This window comes from Clostridium sp. AM25-23AC, assembly GCF_003435125.1.
In the GTDB taxonomy this organism is placed as follows: Bacteria; Bacillota; Clostridia; order Lachnospirales; family Lachnospiraceae; genus Pilosibacter; species Pilosibacter fragilis.
On the sequence record NZ_QWGI01000038.1, the window covers coordinates 1 to 21,539 of the forward strand.

21 protein-coding genes and 2 pseudogenes are annotated in these 21,539 nt (G+C 54.3%); all 23 read left to right on the forward strand.

What is annotated here, in order from left to right:
• Positions 1 to 241: 241 nt before the first annotated feature.
• The 23 genes and pseudogenes from DW677_RS15990 (at position 242) to DW677_RS16110 (ending at position 21,191) form a co-directional block, all read left to right on the forward strand.
• Positions 242 to 532 (forward strand): helix-turn-helix transcriptional regulator, encoded by a 291-nt coding sequence (locus DW677_RS15990; RefSeq protein WP_117567798.1) that lies wholly within the window; start codon positions 242 to 244, stop codon positions 530 to 532.
• A gap of 387 nt (positions 533 to 919) precedes the next feature.
• Positions 920 to 1,699 (forward strand): DUF134 domain-containing protein, encoded by a 780-nt coding sequence (locus tag DW677_RS15995; RefSeq protein ID WP_117484745.1) that lies wholly within the window; start codon positions 920 to 922, stop codon positions 1,697 to 1,699.
• A 1-nt stretch (position 1,700) separates the two neighbouring features.
• Positions 1,701 to 2,357 (forward strand): Crp/Fnr family transcriptional regulator, encoded by a 657-nt coding sequence (locus DW677_RS16000; protein WP_117470969.1) that lies wholly within the window; start codon positions 1,701 to 1,703, stop codon positions 2,355 to 2,357.
• A gap of 66 nt (positions 2,358 to 2,423) precedes the next feature.
• Complete coding sequence (gene rbr / locus DW677_RS16005; protein WP_015553417.1) at positions 2,424 to 2,966, forward strand: rubrerythrin; 543 nt, start codon at positions 2,424 to 2,426, stop codon at positions 2,964 to 2,966.
• Positions 2,967 to 2,987: 21 nt separating this feature from the next.
• Complete coding sequence (locus tag DW677_RS16010; protein ID WP_117470967.1) at positions 2,988 to 3,362, forward strand: desulfoferrodoxin family protein; 375 nt, start codon at positions 2,988 to 2,990, stop codon at positions 3,360 to 3,362.
• A gap of 11 nt (positions 3,363 to 3,373) precedes the next feature.
• Positions 3,374 to 4,582: an HD domain-containing phosphohydrolase gene (locus tag DW677_RS16015; RefSeq protein WP_015553419.1), complete on the forward strand. Its 1,209-nt coding sequence runs from the start codon at positions 3,374 to 3,376 to the stop codon at positions 4,580 to 4,582.
• A gap of 162 nt (positions 4,583 to 4,744) precedes the next feature.
• On the forward strand, positions 4,745 to 5,029 hold the full coding sequence (locus DW677_RS16020) for a thioredoxin family protein (RefSeq protein ID WP_117470966.1): 285 nt from the start codon (positions 4,745 to 4,747) through the stop codon (positions 5,027 to 5,029).
• The gene (locus DW677_RS16025; RefSeq protein ID WP_117484746.1) at positions 5,026 to 6,720 is read left to right on the forward strand and encodes an FAD-dependent oxidoreductase; all 1,695 of its coding nucleotides are present in this window, start codon (positions 5,026 to 5,028) and stop codon (positions 6,718 to 6,720) included. Before DW677_RS16020 ends, DW677_RS16025 begins: the two co-directional genes overlap by 4 nt.
• 98 nt (positions 6,721 to 6,818) lie before the next feature.
• A pseudogene (locus DW677_RS18910) lies at positions 6,819 to 7,388 on the forward strand (GTP pyrophosphokinase family protein).
• Between the two features lie 343 nt (positions 7,389 to 7,731).
• Positions 7,732 to 8,145 carry an Rrf2 family transcriptional regulator gene (locus DW677_RS16035; RefSeq protein WP_117484747.1) on the forward strand — a complete coding sequence of 138 codons (414 nt, stop codon included), beginning with the start codon at positions 7,732 to 7,734 and terminating at the stop codon, positions 8,143 to 8,145.
• A 41-nt stretch (positions 8,146 to 8,186) separates the two neighbouring features.
• Complete coding sequence (locus DW677_RS16040; RefSeq protein ID WP_117470963.1) at positions 8,187 to 10,100, forward strand: acyl-CoA dehydrogenase family protein; 1,914 nt, start codon at positions 8,187 to 8,189, stop codon at positions 10,098 to 10,100.
• 22 nt (positions 10,101 to 10,122) lie between these two features.
• Complete coding sequence (locus DW677_RS16045) at positions 10,123 to 11,334, forward strand: FprA family A-type flavoprotein (protein ID WP_117470962.1); 1,212 nt, start codon at positions 10,123 to 10,125, stop codon at positions 11,332 to 11,334.
• 165 nt (positions 11,335 to 11,499) lie between these two features.
• A complete protein-coding gene (locus DW677_RS16050; protein WP_181968385.1) occupies positions 11,500 to 14,016 on the forward strand; it encodes a ribonucleoside-diphosphate reductase subunit alpha in 2,517 nt (838 codons plus the stop codon).
• Positions 14,017 to 14,026: 10 nt separating this feature from the next.
• Complete coding sequence (locus tag DW677_RS16055; protein ID WP_117470960.1) at positions 14,027 to 15,070, forward strand: ribonucleotide-diphosphate reductase subunit beta; 1,044 nt, start codon at positions 14,027 to 14,029, stop codon at positions 15,068 to 15,070.
• A 37-nt stretch (positions 15,071 to 15,107) separates the two neighbouring features.
• Positions 15,108 to 16,289, forward strand: coding sequence for an MBL fold metallo-hydrolase (locus DW677_RS16060; RefSeq protein ID WP_117567800.1), 1,182 nt, complete (start codon positions 15,108 to 15,110; stop codon positions 16,287 to 16,289).
• 161 nt (positions 16,290 to 16,450) lie between these two features.
• On the forward strand, positions 16,451 to 16,774 hold the full coding sequence (locus DW677_RS16065) for a thioredoxin family protein (protein WP_107000750.1): 324 nt from the start codon (positions 16,451 to 16,453) through the stop codon (positions 16,772 to 16,774).
• A gap of 14 nt (positions 16,775 to 16,788) precedes the next feature.
• Entirely contained in the window at positions 16,789 to 17,718 is a 930-nt protein-coding gene (gene trxB, locus DW677_RS16070) for a thioredoxin-disulfide reductase (protein ID WP_117567801.1), read from the forward strand.
• Positions 17,719 to 18,012: 294 nt separating this feature from the next.
• On the forward strand, positions 18,013 to 18,174 hold the full coding sequence (locus tag DW677_RS18915) for a hypothetical protein (protein ID WP_242992203.1): 162 nt from the start codon (positions 18,013 to 18,015) through the stop codon (positions 18,172 to 18,174).
• A 582-nt stretch (positions 18,175 to 18,756) separates the two neighbouring features.
• Positions 18,757 to 19,179: a type II toxin-antitoxin system PemK/MazF family toxin gene (locus DW677_RS16085; RefSeq protein ID WP_117567802.1), complete on the forward strand. Its 423-nt coding sequence runs from the start codon at positions 18,757 to 18,759 to the stop codon at positions 19,177 to 19,179.
• The gene (locus tag DW677_RS16090; protein WP_002576363.1) at positions 19,172 to 19,402 is read left to right on the forward strand and encodes a hypothetical protein; all 231 of its coding nucleotides are present in this window, start codon (positions 19,172 to 19,174) and stop codon (positions 19,400 to 19,402) included. Before DW677_RS16085 ends, DW677_RS16090 begins: the two co-directional genes overlap by 8 nt.
• Before the next feature lie 71 nt (positions 19,403 to 19,473).
• Positions 19,474 to 19,683: a hypothetical protein gene (locus tag DW677_RS16095; protein ID WP_118297389.1), complete on the forward strand. Its 210-nt coding sequence runs from the start codon at positions 19,474 to 19,476 to the stop codon at positions 19,681 to 19,683.
• A pseudogene (locus DW677_RS18920) lies at positions 19,647 to 19,832 on the forward strand (site-specific integrase); the annotation flags it as partial. The gene DW677_RS16095 and the pseudogene DW677_RS18920, both read left to right, overlap by 37 nt.
• Before the next feature lie 147 nt (positions 19,833 to 19,979).
• Complete coding sequence (locus tag DW677_RS16110) at positions 19,980 to 21,191, forward strand: site-specific integrase (RefSeq protein WP_117484751.1); 1,212 nt, start codon at positions 19,980 to 19,982, stop codon at positions 21,189 to 21,191.
• Positions 21,192 to 21,539: the final 348 nt, after the last annotated feature.

The following is a 21,539-nucleotide window of genomic DNA, read 5'->3' on the forward strand; positions in this document are numbered from 1 at the left end:
GAAAATCCGGAGATTATATCAAAGGATTACCTATCGCTATCTATTAATACAATTTTATAAGTCATAGCTGTGCTGTGGAGCCGCTGACAGGCGAAGTCTTCCGAATGCCGCATGAGACAGAATTATGGGATACCCATGTTCTGTTTTATCGGCACAGGATTTTTTTCTTCACCGTCATGCGGCTCCTTTTTTGACCTTCCGTTGGTCCGGTTCTGTACCGGCTGTGCGGAAGGAGAAACGTATGTATTTTGACGCGAAAGAGTTTGGTAAGAGACTTCACGATGTTCGCACTTCCCGTGACATTACGCAGGAGGAACTGGCGGTTCGCCTGGGACTGGCAAGCAAGCAGCATGTCAGCCGCATGGAGAACGGAGAGCGCAGCTGCTCCATTGACTTGCTGATCGAACTGTCCTGCATCCTCCATGTCAGCACGGATTATCTTCTGATGGGCAGTGAGCCAAGTAAAGAGGAAGTCAAAAATGATCTTCTGAGCATTATTTCGGAGCTGTCTACGATTGCGAAGAAAATCTAATCGTGCTCTGCGTTTGGAAATGACAAAATAGAGATATTACTTGCCCGCTTCGATGTAATCTCTAACGAGGCGACTGAGATCTTCTTGTGTCAAGTAAGGAAAAAAATTGAGAATTTACAAGCCGTTCATAGGCGGACAACCACCCGTGAACGGCTTGCATGTAAACTAAACTCAGAATGAATCCAAGCAAATTCATCATACCCTGCGAAGTTCTGTCAAATGTAGATAATCTGACAATACGAACATGGCTCACACGTAGTCTTCGACACCGAATATCAGCCAGCACACATATGAGGACGGAAAATGTAGCAGCTTTTGAAAAATTGCTTTTTTCTGCTCAAAGTGCTATAATCGGAATATACCGAATACAAAGGGAGGAAAGCTCCCATGCCAAGACCGCCACGGTGCCGTCGAATTTGTGGCGTACCACAGGTCGATACATTCTGTCCTAACGGGTGCGAGAATACCGAGCCGATCCTGCTGACGCTGGACGAATACGAGGTCATTCGGCTGGTTGACTTGGAGCAGCAAACCCACGAGCAGTGTGCCGCTCAAATGGAGATTTCCCGCTCTACCGTGCAGGAGATTTACGAAAGCGCACGGAGCAAGATCGCAGCGTATCTTGTCCACGGGAAACCGCTGCACATCACCGGGGGAAACTACCGCATCTGCGGAGGACAGGAGGCAGCTCACTGCGGCTGTTGCTGCCGGATGCAGAGAGCCAACATGGAAAAATCAGGCAAAACTTGCAAAGGAGATTCCATTATGAAAATTGCAGTTACCTATGAAAACGGTCAAATCTTTCAGCATTTCGGTCACACCGAGCAGTTCAAGCTTTATGAAGCTGTGGACGGCAAAATCGTCCATGCGGAAGTCGTTGATACCAACGGCAGCGGTCACGGCGCACTGGCAGGATTCCTGATGCAGAACGGCGTGGACACTTTGATTTGCGGAGGCATCGGCGGCGGTGCGCAGGCGGCTCTGGCCGAAGCGGGCATCAAGCTCTACGGCGGTGTCAGCGGGGACGTTGACGCGGCGGTGAGCGCATTGCTCAGCGGAAATCTGGGCTACGACCCCAATGTTCACTGTGATCACCATGACCACGAGCACGGCGAGGATGGGCACACCTGCGGTGACCACGGCTGCGGCAAGCATAGCTGCCATTGATATGGAACGCACACTGACACAACTTCCGTTCTGGTCATCCTTGACCGAACACGAAATGGAAACGCTACGCCGAAGCGCCTTTGTCCGTCATTATGAAAAGGGCGCGTTCGTTCACAGCAGCGACAATGAATGTCTCGGAATGCTGTTTGTCCTTTCCGGCGAGATCCGCACCTATCTTCTCTCCGAGGAGGGGCGGGAGGTAACGCTGTTCCGCCTGTATCCGGGCGAACTATGCGTGCTTTCTGCCTCTTGTGTGATCAGTCAGATCACCTTTGATACGCAAATGACCGCGGGAATGGATACGGAGGTTCTGATTATCCCTGCAAATGTCATCGCTGTGCTCAAGGAGCAAAATCTTCATGTCCGTTGCTTCCTCTATGAACTGGCAACGAAACGATTTTCTGATGTGATGTGGGCGATGCAGCAGATCATGTTCAAGGGTTTGGATCGGCGGCTGGCAGATTTTCTCCTGGCCGAAGCGGAGCGTACCGGCTCCGATACCATACGCATGACCCATGAGCAGATTGCCCAGCACATCAGCTCGGCGCGGGAGGCGGTGGCGCGGATGCTCAAGAGCTTCTCGGAGGACGGGCTTGTGGAGCTAAGACGAGGCGCAATCACGCTGCGGGATATAGACGGATTGAATCACTTAAAATGAAAATATTGTTTATAACACGAATCCGTGTTATAATATGAGCAGAAGAAGCTGGAAGGAGCATCGACCATGAAAGAAACGAAATACGCAGGTACTCAAACCGAAAAAAATCTGATGGCCGCCTTTGCCGGTGAGTCCGAGGCACGCAACAAGTACACCTATTTTGCATCCAAGGCCAAGAAGGAAGGCTACGAGCAGATCGCGGCGTTGTTCCTCAAAACCGCTGACAACGAGAAGGAACATGCTAAGCTGTGGTTCAAAGAACTGAACGGCATCGGCGACACTGCCGAAAATCTTCTCGCCGCCGCTGAGGGTGAGAACTACGAGTGGACGGATATGTACGACGGCTTTGCCAAGACTGCTGACGAGGAGGGCTTCCACGAACTTGCCCAGCGCTTCCGTCTGGTCGCCGCCATTGAAAAGCACCATGAGGAGCGCTACCGTGCCCTGCTGCGCAATGTAGAGACGGCGCAGGTCTTCGCCAAAAGCGAGGTCAAGGTGTGGGAGTGCCGCAACTGCGGTCACATCGTCGTGGGCGAGAAGGCCCCGGAGGTCTGCCCTGCCTGCAATCATCCCCAGAGCTATTTTGAGATCCACGCGGAAAATTATTAAAGAAAGAAAAGGAGAATCATCATGGAGCAGAAGTTTTATATTTGCAAGCATTGCGGTAACATCATTGCCAAGGTCAAGGACACGGGCGTTCCCGTCATCTGTTGCGGTGAGCCGATGAGCGAGATCGTTCCCGGCACCACCGACGCCGCCGTGGAGAAGCACGTCCCTGTCTGGACAGTGGAAAACGGCATCGTCCATGTCAAGGTCGGCTCCGTGGAGCATCCCATGCTGCCGGAGCACTACATTGAGTGGGTGTCCCTCCACACCAAGCAGGGCAACCAGCGCAAGGAACTGCATCCTGGCGAGAAACCCGAGGTCTGCTTTGCTCTCTGCGAGGGCGACGAGGTCGAAGCGGTCTACGCCTACTGCAACCTCCACAGCCTTTGGAAAGCGTGACCGCTCCGCACATGGAACTTGATGTATTAGGCTTGCTTGGTGCCTGCTCCTATGCTCTGGATTGCGTGGAGGCGGAACTGGTTCATGTGACAACGTTCCACGCCAAGCGTGTGGCGTATATGAGTGTGTGTACGGCCGAACAGTTTGGCGTTTCTGGCGAAGCACTGCAGGATCTTGCCGTCTGTGCCCTATTGCACGACAATGCTCTGACGCAGTATCTGCACGAAGAATTTCGTGGTGACAGCTCTGCCGCGGAATGTTTGCCGGAGCTGCCGCATCTCGGCGCTCACTGCGTTATGGGCGAGGAGAACATATCCGCGCTTCCGTTTCATACAAATGTAGAAAATATCATCCTTTACCACCACGAAAACGCGGATGGCAGCGGCTCCTTCGGAAAAACATGGCAGGAGATCCCGCTGGGCGCCCGTATTATCCGTCTGTGCGATCTGCTGGATGCTTTCTGCCGCGCCGATGTCTTTACGCCGGATGTGTGGGAGCGTGCGAACGCGTTCCTTACTCGGGTACGCGGCAGGATCGTGGATGAGGAATGCGCGGACGCGTTTCTTCGCGCTTTTTCAGAACAGCATTTTTGCTCTCTTGGCGGCAGGGGGCTGGAGGAGCGCCTGTGGAGCAAAGTGCCGCGTACCAAGCAGCAGCTTGATTTTGCGCAGGTAAAAGCTCTGGCAAAATTCTTCGCGAAAATTGTAGACTACAAATCGCCCTTTACCAGTACACATTCTCTGGGTGTGGCCGACGATGCGGAATGTCTGGCCCGGTTTATGGGATTTGACGAGGACACCGCCCAGAAAATGTATCTTGCCGGCGCACTCCATGACATCGGAAAGGTAGCGATAGGCAATGAAATACTGGAAAAGCCGGGACGCCTGACCGACAGCGAATATGCGGAAATGAAGCATCACGCTGCCTATACATATTACGTTCTATCGGAAGTCCAGGACTTTGCGGAGCTGCGCGATTGGGCCGCGTTTCATCACGAGCATCTGGATGGAACGGGGTATCCCTTCGGAAAAAACGAGTCTGAGTTAAATACGCAGGAGCGTATCATGGCTTGCGTGGATATTTATCAGGCCCTGACCGAAAATCGTCCTTACAAAGCTGGAATGTCTCACGAAAAAGCCTGCTCTATTCTTCTGGATATGGCTGAAAAGGGCTGGTTGGATCGGGCGATCGTCGAACAGGTGAACGCCTGCTTTGCCTGAATAACGAGATAGGCGAAAGCTGTGAAGCGGTACGTGAACTGCCGCTTCACAGCTTTTTCTGTTGCCGCGAAAATTTTTGTAATGTGACCTTGTTACAGAAAGGCAGGGCGGAGTTTGCTATGATAGGGCCATCACAAAGAACAAAGGAAAGAGGGAACCGATATGAAAATCAAGCTCAATTCCGATCAGGAGGTCGTGGACACCATCCGTGAGGGTCTCAAGCGCACCAGCGGGTACTGCCCCTGCCGCGTGGAGCGCACGGAGAAAAACGCCGGCACCCTCAAGGTGGGCAGGATCAATGTGGACGAGCAAATGGAACTGGCGATGCGTTTTCAGGTATCCAGTATCCCGATGCTTGTCGTATTCAAGGATGGAAAGGCCGTTGCCAAATCCGTGGGCTACCGGTCCAAGGCGGAGATCACCGCCATGGTGGAGGGCGCAAGATGAAAGTTGTGATCGTAGGCGGTGTGGCTGGCGGCGCGTCTGCCGTTGCCCGCATCCGCCGTTTGGATGAACACGCGCAGATCGTGATGATCGAGCGTAGCGGCTATATATCCTATGCCAACTGCGGCCTGCCGTATTATGTGGGCGGTGTGATCAAGGAGCAGGAAGAACTGACGCTGCAAACTCCGGAGAGCTTCTGGGACCGCTTTCGCATTGATGTACGGGTACGGCAGGAAGTAACTGCGATCAATCCCGCAGAGAAAACCGTCACCGTCCACGCACTGGACAGCGGGAAGGTCTACACGGAAAACTATGACAAACTGCTTCTTGCCCCCGGCGCAAAGCCGACGGTTCCTGCGCTTTCCGGCGTGGACAGCGAGCGGGTCTTTACCCTGCGCACCGTGGAAGACACCCTCCGCATTCGACGCTTTGTAGAGGATCAGAAGCCGAAAACCGCTGTTTTGGCTGGCGGCGGCTTTATCGGTCTGGAAATGGCGGAAAACCTTGTGGAGATGGGCGTTTCGGTTACCATCGTCCAGCGTCTGAAGCAGCTATTAGCGCCGCTGGATGCGGATATGGCCAGCTTTGTCCATGCGGAAATGCGCAGACACGGCGTGGCTCTGCGGTTGGATGAAACCGTCACCGGATTCCGACAGGACGGAGATTCCGTGCTGACGCTGCTGGAGGAAAGTGAGCCGCTGCGCTCCGACATGGTGCTGCTGGCCATCGGCGTCACGCCGGACACCCATCTGGCAAAAGAGGCCGGACTTGAGCTGGGCATCCGGGGCAGCATCGCTGTCAACGAGCGGATGGAAACCTCCGCGCCGGATATCTACGCTGTGGGCGATGCCGTAGAGGTCACCCATTTCGTGACCGGCCAAAAAGCATTAATCTCGCTGGCGGGGCCTGCCAACAAGCAGGGACGCATTGCCGCCGACAACATCTGCGGCGGAAACAGCCGCTTTCACGGCTCTCAGGGCTCGTCTGTTCTGAAACTGTTTGGCTTGACAGCGGCCTCCACGGGGATCAATGAGAAGGCAGCGCAGGCAGCAGGGATCGCTTACGACAAAGTCGTATTATTCCCGGCATCCCACGTTACCTATTATCCCGGCGCACAGTCTATGGCAATGAAGGTGATGTATGAAAAAGAAAGCCTGCGGCTGCTGGGTGCGCAGATCGTTGGCGGCGAGGGCGTGGACAAGCGCATTGATGTACTGGCAACGGCCATTCGCGCAAAAATGACAGCCTTGGAACTGACGGAGCTTGACCTTTCCTATGCGCCGCCCTATTCCTCTGCCAAAGACCCGGTCAATATGGCCGGTTTTATGATCGAGGATTTGGAGAGCGGGAAGGTACGGCAGTTCCATTGGAATGAGGTTGAGGACTTGCCTTGCGATGGCAATGCGACACTGCTGGATGTCCGTACAGAAGGCGAATATCGGCGTGGGCACTTGAATGGATTCCGCAATATTCCACTGGACGATCTGCGGGAGCATTTGGACGAGTTAGACCGGGGTAAGCCTGTTTATGTGAATTGCCAGACAGGGCTTCGCAGTTATCTGGCCTGCCGACTTTTGACGCAGTACGGTTTCACCTGTTCCCATCTCTCCGGCGGATACAGTTTTTATCAGGTCGTAACACAAGAGCGGCAGACAGCGCGGAGCGCCTATCCCTGCGGAATGGAGAAGCTATGAGTGAGAATTTATTTGGCTTGACGGTTGCGGCAGATAAAGGCTTAGATGATTTGCAGTGCCAGCGCCTTTTAAGCGAAAATCGCAGGTATCAGGAAGTCATGCTGCAATACCGATGTGCGCTGAAAGCACTGGAAAGCAGGTTGGAAATTCTAAACGAAGAGTTTTCATTGCAGCATGATCGCAATCCGATAGAAAGTATAAAAAGCCGCTTGAAGTCGCCGTCCAGCATTATGAATAAGATGCAGAAACGCGGACTTCCTCTGGATTTTCCGACCATGCAGACAAATATCATGGATATCGCCGGTGTGCGGGTGATCTGCTCTTTCGAGGAGGATGTGTTCTTTTTGGCAAAGTGCTAAAAAAAACAGTCTGACATTGAAATCATCACAGAGAAAGATTATATTTCACACCCTAAGCCAAATGGCTATCGCAGTCTGCACCTGACGATCCGGCTGCCGGTATTCTTTGCGGAAAAAGTGATCCATGTGCCGGTGGAGATACAACTCCGTACAATCGCTATGGACTTCTGGGCAAGCCTTGAGCATACCATCCGCTATAAGAAAAACCTGCCGATAAATGCTGAAGTCGAAACTGAACTGAAAGAGTGCGCCGATTCCAGCAGAGAATGGGACGGTAAGATGGAACATTTATTGCATATCATAACATAATGTGTCGAATATAAAATGAAAAGCACGCACTTTGGTGCTTGCCTTGGACTTGCCAGGGACCGCCTTATCCGCCTTGGGTGGGTGACCCCTGCGAGCCCCAACCAATTTCTCCGCTTTCTGGTTTTCAGGCATAGTCTTTTCTGCTTTCGGCGGACTGCCACGTCACAGCTTTTTCGGCTCCTATATTGTAAGGAACATGGCTTTTCGCTGAATGGAAAGCGAAGCTGACCCGGGCTGGAGCGGTCTGTGTTAAAACGATATATTTTTTTGGAAATTATCTTGACAAAATTTATCAAGATTGATATGATGGCATTAACAAGCAAGCGAAAAGAGGATGTGGAGCATGATCATCACCAAAGAGACGGACTACGCACTGCGCATTTTGCGGGTGCTGCTGGACGGGGAGAAGCATTCGGTGGCCGAGATGTCGGAAACGGAGCTGATCCCCAATCAGTTTGCCTATCAAATCCTGCGCAAGCTCTCTGCCGGTAATTTGGTGCGGGTAAGGCGCGGCGCCCTTGGGGGCTGCGAACTGTCCGGCGATCTGGATGCGACCTCCCTCTACGATCTCATGGAGGTCATGGGGGAGCGGGGCATCCTGTGCACCTGCATGGAGCCGGGATATGTATGCCGCTGGCAGGACGAGCACGGGAGGTGCGCCATCCACTGTCAAATGGCGGTCTTGCAGCAAAAGCAGGACGAGGCGTTCCGCGCCGTGAGCCTGCGCAGGCTGCTGACCGGAAGATCCGCTCCCTAAGAAATAAGCGAGCTGTAAAATTTTAAGAGGAGGTAACCTGTATGCTATTTCAAACCACGGCGGCGCACGAAGAGCTGCGCGCGAAGATCCGGAGCTTTGCGGAGGAGGAGATCAAGCCCCTCGCATTTCTGATGGACCAGAACAATGAGTTTCCCGAGGAGGCTGTCAAGAAGCTGGGTAAGCTGGGCTGGATGGGCATTCCTTACCCCAAGGAGTACGGCGGCGCCGGTCTTGACGCCCTGAGTTACGCCATCGCGGTGGAGGAGCTGGCCCGTGTGGACGGCGGCGCGGGCGTGATCCTTTCCGCCCATGTCTCCCTCGGCTCGTGGCCCATTTTCGCCTACGGCACCGAGGAGCAGAAGAAGAAATATCTGATCCCGCTGGCCAAGGGCGAGAAAATCGGCGCCTTCGGCCTGACGGAGCCCAACGCCGGCTCCGATGCCGGCGGCACGGAGACCACCGCGCTGGACAAGGGGGATTACTACCTCCTTAACGGCGGCAAGATCTTCATCACCAACGCTCCCAAGGCGGACACCTATGTGGTTTTCGCCGTCACCACTCCGGACATCGGCACCCGGGGCATCTCCGCCTTCATCGTGGAGAAGGGCTGGAAGGGCTTTGAGTTCGGCGATCACTATGACAAGATGGGTATTCGCTCCTCCTCCACAGCGGAGCTGATCTTCAACGATGTAAAGGTCCCCAAGGAAAATCTGCTGGGCAAGGAGGGGGACGGCTTTAAGATCGCCATGTCCACGCTGGACGGCGGACGCATTGGCATCGCCGCCCAGGCGCTGGGCATCGCTCAGGGCGCGTTTGAACAGGCCTTGAGCTATTCCAAGGAGCGCATCCAGTTCGGTAAGCCTATCGCGGCCCAGCAGAGCATCGCCTTCAAGCTGGCGGATATGGCCACCAAGCTGCGCTGCGCCCGGTTCCTTATCTACTCCGCGGCGGAGCTGAAGGAGCAGCACGCGCCCTACGGCATGGAGTCTGCCATGGCGAAGATGTACGCCTCGGACATCGCGCTGGAGGTCACCAACGACGCCTTGCAGATCCACGGCGGCAGCGGCTTCCTCAAGGGCATGGAGGTAGAGCGGGCCTACCGTGACGCCAAGATTACCACCATCTACGAGGGCACCAACGAGATCCAGCGGGTGGTCATCGCCTCCCATCTGGTGGGCAGGCTGGGCAAGAGCTCCGGCGGCGAGAGACGCTCGGCAGCCAAGAAGCCCGCGCCCATCACCGGTATCCGCAAAATGACCATCTTCCGGGAGGGGGATGCCGCCCAGCAGGTGGCCGACCTTGTGGCGGCGCTGAAAAAGGACGGCCACGACTTCTCCGTGGGCATCCCCATGGATACGCCGATTCCGCAGGCGGAGCGCGTGGTCTCCGCGGGCAAGGGCATCGGAGAGAAAAAGAACATGAAGCTGGTAGAGACGCTGGCCAAGGCCGCCGGCGCGGCCATCGGTTCCTCCCGCCCCGTGGCGGAGACCCTCAAGTATCTGCCCCTGAACCGCTATGTGGGTATGTCCGGTCAGAAGTTCACCGGTAACCTCTACATTGCCTGCGGCATCTCCGGCGCGACCCAGCACCTCAAGGGTATCAAGGACGCCTCCACCATCGTGGCCATCAATAAAAACGGCAACGCCCCCATTTTTAAGAACTGCGACTACGGCATCGTGGGCGATGTGGCGGAGATCCTGCCTCTGCTGGCCGCCGCGCTGGACAGCGGAGAGAAGCAGCCCGCGCCGCCCATGGTGAAGATGAAGCGGCCCACGCCGCCGAAGCCCACCCCCATCGGCGACCGCTATGTCTGCGGCGGCTGCGGTTACGAGTATGTGCCGGAGCTGGGCGACGAGGACAGCGAAATCGCGCCCGGTACGCTCTTTGAGCAGCTTCCCGCCGAGTGGGTGTGCCCCGAGTGCGCGGAGGCGAAGGATCAATTTATAAAGGCTTGAGCCGTGAAGGAGGTAAGATAAGATGTATTGCGTGCGTAAAGTAACAAATGATCTCTATTGGGTAGGCGCCAACGACCATCGCCTGGCCTTGTTTGAAAACTGCTTTCCCATTCCCCGGGGCGTAAGCTACAACGCTTACTGCCTGTTGGACGAAAAGACGGTGCTTTTTGACACGGTGGACTGGTCTGCCTGCCGCCAGCTTTTGGAAAATTTAGAATATGTGCTGAACGGCCGCGAGCTGGACTACCTGCTGGTCAACCATCTGGAGCCGGATCACGCCGCCTGCATCGAGGAGATCCTGCTGCGCCATCCCAAGGTGAAGCTGATCTCCAACGAGAAGGCCTTCATGCTCATGCGTCAGTTCGGCTTCCATGTGGACGGGCATGAGTGCATCGAGGTGAAGGAGGGCGATACCTTCTCCTTCGGTAAGCACACCGTCACCTTTGTGGGTGCGCCTATGGTCCACTGGCCGGAGGCCATGGTGACCCTCGACGTTACCGACGGCGTCCTCTTTTCCGCCGACGCTTTCGGCACCTTCGGCGCGCTGGACGGCAAGCTGTTTGCCGATGAGGTGGACTTCGAGCGGGACTGGCTGGACGACGCCCGCCGCTACCTCACTAACATCGTGGGCAAGTACGGTCCCCACATCCAGCTCCTGCTGAAAAAGGCCGGCGGCGTTTTGGATCAGATCAAGTATATCTGCCCGCTCCACGGCCCCGTGTGGCGCAAGGATCTGGGCTGGTTCATCGAAAAGTACGACACCTGGAGCCGCTATGCCCCTGAAACCCAGGGCGTGCTCATCGTCTACGCCTCCATGTACGGCAACACGGAGAACGCGGCGCAGGCTCTGGCGGCGTCACTCTGCGACAAGGGCATGAGCAAGGTGGCGATGTACGATGTGTCCTCCACCCATGTCTCCCAGCTGATCTCCGAGGCCTTCAAGTACAGTCACATCGTTCTGGCCTCCGTGACCTACAACCTCGGCATCTACCCCGCCATGCACGACTTCCTCATGGACATGAAGGCGCTGAATCTGCAAAACCGCACCTTTGCCATCATTGAAAACGGCTCGTGGGCGGTGAAGTCCGGCGACCTCATGCAGAAATTCGTCAACGACGAGCTTAAAAACATGACGGTGCTCAACGAGCGGCTCAGCCTCGCATCGTCCATGGGCGCGGACAAGCGCACCGAGCTGGAAGCGCTGGCGGACGCCATTCTGGAATCTATGAAGTAACTGGCAGGAAAGCCAAAACCAAGACAACAGACAACAAACAGCCCCGCCGTGTCGGCTGCAGAAAAACCGGCTTTCAAAAACAGAGCGGGCAAGCGTGATACTGCGCTTGCCCGCTCTTTGCCCAAAAGGACATGAGAAGTGACCGGAGAAGATGAGAGGATCGAAATGGAGATCAGAAAACGAAACGGGAAGTCTGTTCCTTTTCAACAGGAGAAAATTTTCAACGCTATGAAAAAAGCGTTTGATGGACAGGGAAGGGAGATTGGGGGCGGAGAGCTGGAGGAGATCCTCACTGCCGTTCTCGACAATCTCTCCGTCACAGTACCGCTCACCGTGGAACGTGTGCAGGACGAGGTGGAGCGGACGCTCATGGAGCGCGGACACTATGAGGTGGCCAAGGCGTACATCCTCTATCGCGAAAAGCGGTCTGCGCTGCGCCGCGTCCGGCATACCATCGCGCAGACGGTGGGGGATAACTCGCTTGACGAGGTGCTGCGCCGTATCCAGATGGATTTTACCGAGGAAATCTACTCCCTCGCGGCGCTTCAAATGAAGTTTGAGAGCTTCTGTCGCCCGGGCATGACGGAGGATGAGAGGGCTGAGGCACTGACCAAGGCAGCGGTAGAGCTGACTACGGCAGAGGCACCCAAGTGGGAGTTCATCGCGGCGCGGCTTCTGAACCACTCCTTTCGCTGTCGCAACGCACAGGAATGGGAGGGGCGCGGCGTCGGCGACCTCTATGGCAGGCTTCGCTATCTGACGGATAAGGGACTCTACGGTGACTATATTCTTGCCCACTATACCCACGAGGAGATCGCTATGGCGGAGGACTTTCTCTGCCCGGAACGGGACGAGTTGTTCACCTACTCCGGCCTTGACCTGCTGCTCAAACGCTATGTGATCCAGTCACGCAGCCGCGTGCCGCTGGAAACACCGCAGGAGATGTTTTTGGGTATCGCGCTGCATCTTGCTATGAACGAAGGCTCTGACCGCATGGGGTGGGTAAAACGCTTTTACGATATGCTCAGCCGTATGGAGGTCACGATGGCGACACCTACCATGTCCAACGCACGAAAGCCCTACCATCAGCTTTCAAGCTGCTTTGTGGACACTGTGCCGGACAGTCTGGACGGCATCTACCGCTCGCTGGACAACTTCGCAAAGGTCTCTAAATTTGGCGGTGGAATGGGGATGTACTTCGGTAAGGTGCGCGCTGCAGGCAGCACCATCCGCGGCTTTCAAGGGGCGGCGGGCGGTGTTATCCGCTGGATCCGGTTGGTCAACGACACCGCCGTGGCGGTGGATCAGTTGGGGATGCGGCAGGGCGCTGCGGCGGTTTACTTAGACGCATGGCACCGGGATCTGCCTGAATTCCTTCAACTGCGCACCAACAACGGCGACGACCGCATGAAGGCGCATGATGTGTTTCCCGCCGTGTGCTATCCGGATCTCTTCTGGCGACTGGCGGAGGAGAACATAGACGCGCCGTGGCATCTCATGTGTCCGCATGAGATCCTCACGGTCAAGGGCTACGCACTGGAGGATTACTGGGGTACGGAATGGGAGAAGCGGTATCTGGACTGCGTCAATGACCCGCGCATCGAAAAGCGCAGCGTCACCGTCAAGGACATCGTGCGGCTGGTGCTTCGCTCGGTAGTGGAGACCGGCACGCCCTTCGCCTTCAACCGCGACAGCGTAAATCGTATGAACCCAAACGGCCACACGGGAATGATCTATTGCTCCAATCTCTGCACAGAGATCGCGCAGAACATGGCGCCCATCGAGCATATCAGCACTGAGGTGCACACGGAGAACGGCGACACAGTGGTGGTGACGGCCACACGCCCAGGTGAGTTTGTGGTCTGCAACCTGGCGAGTCTGTCTCTCGGTAATCTGCCGGTGGAGGACGAGGCCTATATGGAACGCACGGTGGAAACGGCCATCCGCGCACTGGATAATGTGATCGACCTCAACTTCTACCCGTTGGAATACGCGCGGCTTACCAATCAGAAGTACCGCAGCATCGGCCTGGGCGTCAGCGGCTACCACCACATGCTGGCAAAGCGCGGCATCCGTTGGGAGAGCGATGAGCACCTTGCCTTCACCGACGCGGTGTTCGAGCATATCAACTACGCCGCCATCAAGGCGGACACAGCACTGGCACGGGAAAAGGGCCGCTACGCGCTCTTTGAGGGCAGCGACTGGCAGACAGGCGCGTATTTTGAAAAGCGAGGTTATACCTCAGAAAAGTGGCGGGCGCTTGCGGAAACGGTGGCGGTGCAGGGAATGCGCAACGCCTATCTGCTGGCTGTCGCACCCACTTCCAGCACATCCATCCTCTCCGGCACGTCGGCGGGCATCGATCCAATTATGAAGAAATTCTTTTTAGAGGAAAAAAAGGGCAGCATGCTGCCCCGCGTTGCTCCGGAGCTTTCTATGGATACATGGTGGTACTATAAGGCGGCGCATCTGATCGACCAAAGCTGGTCGGTGCGCGCCGCGGGCCTTCGCCAGAGACATATTGACCAGGCGCAGAGCATGAATCTCTATATCACCAATGACTATTCCATGCGTCAGGTGCTCAGACTGTATTTGGAGGCGTGGAGGGCCGGCGTCAAGACCATTTATTATGTCCGCAGCAAGGCCCTTGAGGTCGAGGCCTGTGAAAGCTGCTCGTCATAAGGAGGATAGCATGATGGAACTGAAGAAAAAGCCCCTCTTTAACCCGGAGGGCGACCCTGATGTGCGCCTGCGGCGCATGATCGGCGGCAATACCACCAACCTCAACGACTTCAACAATATGAAGTACGCTTGGGTCAGCGACTGGTACCGGCAGGCCATGAACAACTTTTGGATCCCTGAGGAGATCAATCTCTCGCAGGATGTGAAGGACTATCCCCGCCTGCTGTCAGCCGAGCGCTGCGCCTACGATAAAATTCTGAGTTTTCTTGTCTTTTTGGATTCCATTCAGACAGCGAACCTGCCTAATATCGGCGCCTACATTACAGCCAACGAGGTCAATCTCTGCCTGTCCATTCAGGCGTTTCAGGAGTGTGTCCACTCACAGAGCTACAGCTATATGCTCGACACCATCTGTTCCCCCGTGGAGCGCAATGACATCCTCTACCAATGGAAAACGGACGAGCATCTGCTGCGCCGCAACACCTTCATTGGGGACTGCTACAACGAGTTTCAGGAGCGGAAGGACGCTCCCACGCTGCTGCGCGTGATGATGGCGAACTATATTTTGGAGGGCATCTATTTTTACAGCGGCTTTATGTTCTTCTACAATCTCTCCCGAAACGGGAAGATGCCCGGCTCGGCGCAGGAGATCCGCTATATCAACCGCGACGAGAACACGCACTTGTGGCTGTTCCGCAATATCATCACGGAGCTGCAAAAGGAGCAGCCGGAGTTGTTCACCGCCGAGAGCGTACAAGCGCTGCGCGAGATGATGCGTGAGGGCGTGGAGCAGGAGATCGCATGGGGGCATTATGTGATCGGCGACGACATCCCGGGGTTGAACCGGCAGATGATCAGCGATTACATCCGCTATCTCGGCAATCTTCGCTGGACGAGCCTTGGCTATCCGGCATTGTATCCGGGCTTTGAGAGCGAACCGGAGAGCATGGAATGGGTCAGCCAGTACGCTGACGCCAATATGGTCAAGACCGATTTCTTTGAGGCACGCAGTACCGCCTACGCCAAGAGCACCGCACTGATAGACGATTTATAAGAAAACCAAAGACATCAGAATAGGAGGTATTTTTTATATGGATATCCGAACGGTAACAGATGCCATCCGCTATGTAGGGGTGGATGATAACACATTGGCACTCTTTGAAAACCAGTACCCCGTCCAGCCTATGGGAGTGAGCTACAACTCCTATGTCATTCTGGACGAGAAAATCGCCGTGATGGACAGCGTGGACGCACGGGCGGCGGAGGAATGGCTTTCCAATGTAGCGCAGGTGTTGGGGGGGCGCAACCCCGATTATCTTGTGGTCACACACATGGAGCCGGATCATTCCGGCAGCCTCATGCGGATAGCGCAAGAGTACCCGGAGATGAAGATCGTGGGAAACGCGAAAACATTTACCCTGATCAAGCAGTTCTTTGGCACGGGTGCATTGTCGGAAGACCGTATGCTGGAGGTTGGCGAGGGCAGCACGATCTCTCTGGGCTCACACCGGCTGCGCTTCCTGCTGGCACCGATGGTACACTGGCCGGAGGTGATGACGGCGTATGAGGAAACGGAAAAAATCCTGTTCTCGGCGGATGCCTTCGGACGCTTTGGCTCACTGGAACGGACTGCCCGTGCCCCCTGGGTGCCGCAGGCCCGACGGTATTATTACAATATTATCGGGAAATATGGCGCACAGGTGCAGGCTCTGCTGAAAAAGACCTCCGCGCTGGAGATCCAAACGATCTGCCCGCTCCATGGTCCCGTGCTTACAGAAGGGCTGGAGGAGTGTCTGCGGCTCTATGATCTCTGGTCACAATGGGAACCAGAAGAATCGGAGAGCATACTGATTGCCCACGCATCCATCCATGGAAATACTGCCCATGCGGCGAAGACCCTCAAGGGTAAATTAGAGAAAAAAGGCGTGCAGGTCAGCATATGTGATCTCACTGTGACAGATCTTTCCTACGCTGTTGCCAGTGCGTTCTACTGCGGGAAACTGGTGTTGGCCTGCTCCACTTATGACGGAGGACTGTTCCCGCCCATGAAGGCCTTTTTGGATCATTTACAGACAAAGGGATTCCGAAACCGCCGGATCGGCCTCATGGAAAACGGCTCATGGGCCCCTGCTTCCGCGCGGCTGATGCGCGCCGAGTTGGAAAAGATGAAGGAACTCCGACTGTGTGAAACGGAGGTATCGCTGCGCGGCGCACTGAACCAAACCAGCGAAGCGCAGATGGACGCTCTTGTGGCGGAGCTCTGCGCGGAATAAGCTGCAACAAACCGCAGCTATTCTCGTACAGATGATGGTCTTACTCATCTGCTTTATGTCCCAAGGGCAGAGTACCGTCATCTCAGGTTGAGGTCACGATGTGGTGTGGGGCGAGAACGGAGTCTTGAGAATACCCAAACAAAAGAAAGGAGCTGACAGATATGGCAGCTATGAATATGAATCAGGAGCAGTTTGAGCAGGCGACCCGGGGCGAAAAGCCCGTTTTGGTGGATTTCTGGGCGCCCTGGTGCGGCTATTGCCGGAGGATCGGCCCTGCGTATGAGAAGATTGGAGAGGAATACGCGGACAGCCTCGTTGTCAGCAAGATCAATATTGACGAGGAGCCGCGGCTGGCGGGGGCCGAGGGGATTGAGGTCATCCCAACTCTGGTGCTGTACCGGAACGGAAAGGCCGTGGATTCCATCACCGCGCCCGGCTCAAAGGCAGAGATCGACCGCTTCATTCAGGAAGCCTTGGCGAAATAACGGAGGGTTCAGATATGAACAACAATCATGTTTATGATATGCTCGTGGTGGGCGGCGGCCCGGGCGGCTACACCGCCGCCCTGTACGCGGCCCGGTCGGGGCTGGACACCGTTGTGCTGGAAAAGCTGTCTGCTGGCGGGCAGATGGCCCTGACCGAGCAGATCGACAACTACCCCGGCTTTGAGAACGGGATCGACGGCTTCTCTCTGGCGGAGAAGATGCAAAAGCAGGCGGAGCGTTTTGGGGCACGCAGCGAATACGCGGAAGTTCTCCGCATGGATCTGACGGCGGTTCCCAAGCTCGTGGAGACCAGCGAGGGGATCTTCCGGGGGAAAACCGTGGTGCTGGCCACCGGCGCAGACCCCAGAACGCTGGGCGTTGCCGGAGAGACGGAGCTGTTGGGCCGGGGCGTGGCCTACTGTGCCGCCTGCGATGGGATGTTTTACAAGGACAAAACGGTGGTCGTGGTGGGCGGCGGCAATTCCGCCGCGGCAGATGCCCTCCTTCTCAGTCGCGTGGCGAAAAAGGTGATCCTCGTCCACCGCAGAGACACCCTGCGGGCCACCAAGATCTATCACGAGCCACTGGAACAGGCCGAAAATGTGGAATTCCGCTGGAACAGCACCGTTTCCGCGCTGATTTCCGGGGACAGGCTGACCGGCGTACGCCTGCGGGACACCGTCACCGGTGAGGAAAGCGTGGTGGACTGCGACGGCGTATTTGTCAGCGTGGGCCGACAGCCCGCCACGGCGCTGGCGGTGGGTCAACTGGCGCTGGACGGCGGCGGCTATATCGTGGCCGGAGAGACCACGGAAACCAGTATTCCCGGCGTTTACGCCGTGGGCGACGTGCGGACGAAGCCCCTCCGTCAGGTGGTCACCGCCGTGGCGGACGGCGCGATGGCAGTCCACATGGCGGAGAAATATATCGCGGAAAACCGATAAGGAAGGTAGATTGAAAAAGCCATGTTTAAGGTCAGGCCGGATACGACCGCAGTGGGGATGCCGACATATCTGCAAGGAAAACTGCCAGAGTGATGGCAGATAAGATCACCCATGTAAGATCGGGAGATATGTTGTCTCTCCATATCCAGTCCACGCAACAGTGAGCAACTGAACACAAAACACAGCCACAGATGTACTCTGCGGCTGTGCTTTTATGCATAGTACTTACGGAAAGGATTCGATAAGCAGATTTCTGTGATACGGATTTTGGATTCTCGCAGAGAGGAATTTCGATTGAGTAAAGCATATGAGCAGAAAATTGACGTGGTAAATGTCATTACTGCTCCAGAAATTGAAATGTTGATTATTCATGCGGAAGGAGCATATGATCAGTTTAAGCGTTCTGGAAAAAACCAAGCGAATTTTGTAAAACAAATCTTCGGATGCATGATGTGAAGTCGTATGAGATAGAATCGTCTTCGATGCCTCGTTGGGAAACCAACGAGGTATTTTTTTTGCCCCAATCCGACTGCATAGGACACTGAAAAAATCAAAACAAACCGTATGTAGTCCTGCAAGGACAACCAAAGTGCGCCTACGAGGCCAACGCGAAACCGGAGGATTCTTGTTAAACTTGCTTTGTAAGGACGAAAGTCCGGATGTCCCTTGAAAACTGAATACTCATTCTTCAGGTACATTCCTGTTTGGTCGAGCCTTCGACTGCACGCCATGAAGCCCATCGGGGCGATAGCGGTTTCGCAGAAGCAAATGCCGGATTGCAACCGGCGGCGGTGCTAAAGCCAGACAGGGACAATGATACTTCCGTAATTCGCGGTCCGGCCATAAGGAAGGCGGGATGGTTAAATTCCAATGGAGCAGTGAAGCACACTGCCGCCTGTGAGAAATCCTACATCTCTGGGGTGATAAGAAAAAGTACAGAGAAACCATATTTTCAGAAAGCACTGCTGGGTGCTGTATCAGCATGATACCTGGCAGGCTTTATCCATATCAGTGTATGGAGATTGGAGACAACAGAAAATGAAAGAAAACTGGGTTTATCGGCGAGGTGATTTATATCTCGCCAATCTCGGTGTTCCGGTTGGATCAAAGCAGGGCGGTGTTCGTCCTGTTGTGGTTCTTCAGAATGATGCCAGTAATTATTATGCGCCGACAATCACGATTGCTCCGCTGACATCGAAAATTGAGAAGAAGCGAAAGCAGCCAACGCATTTCTTTCTCCGTAAAGCAAAGGGACTGGCAAAACCGTCTATGGTATTGGCAGAACAGCTCGACACCTGCGACAAGATATGCGTGATTCGCTATCTTGGGCGGGTAAGTAAGGGGCAGATGCGTGGGATTGACGAAGCTGTAAGGATTCAGCTTGGTTATTACATTCCGGAACAGGCAGAGAAAAAAAGACAGGGCAAATGCCGAAAGGAAGGCGAAGAAGGCGATGGATAAACTGATTACAAGGAAGGAAGCAGCCAGTATACTGGGAATCAGCGTAAAAACACTGGATGCTGCAAGAACAGACGGTTTGATCTCCTATGTTCAGTATGTGGAAAACGGCTGCGTTTATTTCACGGAAGTGGGGATTCAGGAGTACATTGCAAAATGTACGCACCGTGCAAAACCGATGGAACGTGCTGCGACATATCGCAAACCTCGAAGCTTTCGGCGGTAAAAATCGACATCGTTGAGTATGGACGATGAATCCGCAATAATGAAAGCAACAACAGGATTGGAGGTAATGATATGGCGGCAAGAAGAATGATGCTTCCCGATTATGGTACGGTGAGTATGAAGGGAACGCAGTATTATCGAACCCGTGTAACAGATCAGCAGGGGCGGCGGGTTTCCTTATACGTAAGAACGAGAGAGGAACTGTACCAGAAGGAACAGGAAGCGATCCAGCAGATTGAGAACAAGACGTATCGCCGCAGTACACCTATATTACGAATCTGATTCATGCTTCGGTTGATCCGAAGACAGTTCAGTATCTTGCCGGTCATGAAAGTAGCAAGATCACCATGGATATTTACGCCAAGGTGAAATATAATCGCCCAGAGCAGCTCGAAGGAGTGCTGGAAGATGCTTTTGCATCGTGGGATTAAGAGTAAATCAGAAAAAACTTAGGGCAGGGATGGTCAAAAATCCCTGCCCTTTTTACATACATTCGACATCCTTGAAGGAAGTAGTGTACGCCATGATAATAAGAGTAGCAACACCCAATGTATGAAGATAGACGAGGAGGAGAACACATGGCTAAAGGAAAAAAGCGCCCTGCTGAACTTCCGGAATACGGAACAGTGATGATGAAAGGGGTACAGTATTACCGCACCCGGATTACAGATGCAGACGGAAAGAGAGTGGCGATTTATGGGCTGACACGCGAAGAATTATATGACCGGGCGGAAGATGCCCAGAAGAAAATCGCGGAAGTGGTTTTCCACAGAGAGAATCCGACCGTAGAAGAGTACTGCGAAAAATGGCTGTTGATGCGGTCTGGAACGGTAAGAACCAATACGTTGGAGGGATACGCGCGGATGGTGAATCGGTACATCGTGGGGCCGATTGGACAGATGTATATGGATGAGGTGACCACAGATGACCTGCGGCTGCTGATGGTTCCGCTATCAAAAGGTTCTTCCGGAATGTATGGTCAGCTCAATATGCTGATTAAGAACATTTTTAATTCGGCAGAAGAGAGCAAGGTGATCAAAGAGAATCCATCCAAAACGATTTGCGCAAGAGGAGGAAAGCCTGCGAAACGGCGCGAAGCTTTGACGGATGAACAGACTGCCATTTTGCTGGATAGCATTCGTGAGCTACCACCGTATGTTTTCGTAATGATCGGCTTGTACGCGGGATTGCGTAGAGAAGAGATTCTTGGACTTCAATGGGACTGCGTATTCCTGAATGAAAAAACGCCGTACATTTCTGTAAGGCGTGCATGGCATGTGGAAGGCGGTGAGCCGGTGGTCAACACACTTTTGAAGACTCCGGCAGCGAAGCGAGATGTTCCGATTCCCAAATGCCTGGTAGCCTGTCTCAAGGAAGCAAGGGAAAAATCAGAATCGGAATATGTGATCTCGAATTCGAAGGGAACTGTTTTGACGGAAACACAGTTTGTGAGGGTCTGGAAGTACATAACAGTCCGTTCTACCGCAGAACGCTGTTATTACACCTATGTAAATGGGCAGTCCATCAAGCATAGAATAAAGCCAAGGCTTGGTGAGCATCAGCCGAACAATCCCAAGCTGGTGTATACGATGGACTTCAAGGTGACTCCGCACATGCTGCGGCACACCTACATCACCAATCTGATTTACAAAGGTGTTGATCCAAAGACGGTGCAGTATCTGGCAGGCCATGAGAACAGCAAAACGACTATGGACATCTATGCGAAAGTCAAGTATAATAAACCTGAGAAATTAAGCAGCGTTGTGAATGCTGCATTCGGGCTGCGTTAAACGGCACCAAAAATCTCGCGATTTCGTGGGTTTACCTATGGGTTTACTGAGAGAGGAAAACCAGAAAACCCGCATAAATACTGGACTTTTTGGACCAAGGATAGGTGAGTACGGTCTCAAAACAGCTCGTCGCGCTCCGCAGTTCAGCAAGCGATAATCGACTGCTCAGACTATATCAAAAGGTTTACAAAAGCCTGGAAAATCAAGGTTTCCGGGCTTTTGCTATATCTAAACGGGCTGATATGGTTTGACCAAATTTGGCAAAACGAGAGCCGATTTCATCCAATTTTTAGTGGTCCGCAAGTGGTTAACTGGCTAAAAAGAGGGCAAAAAGAGGGGGAAGTGGTT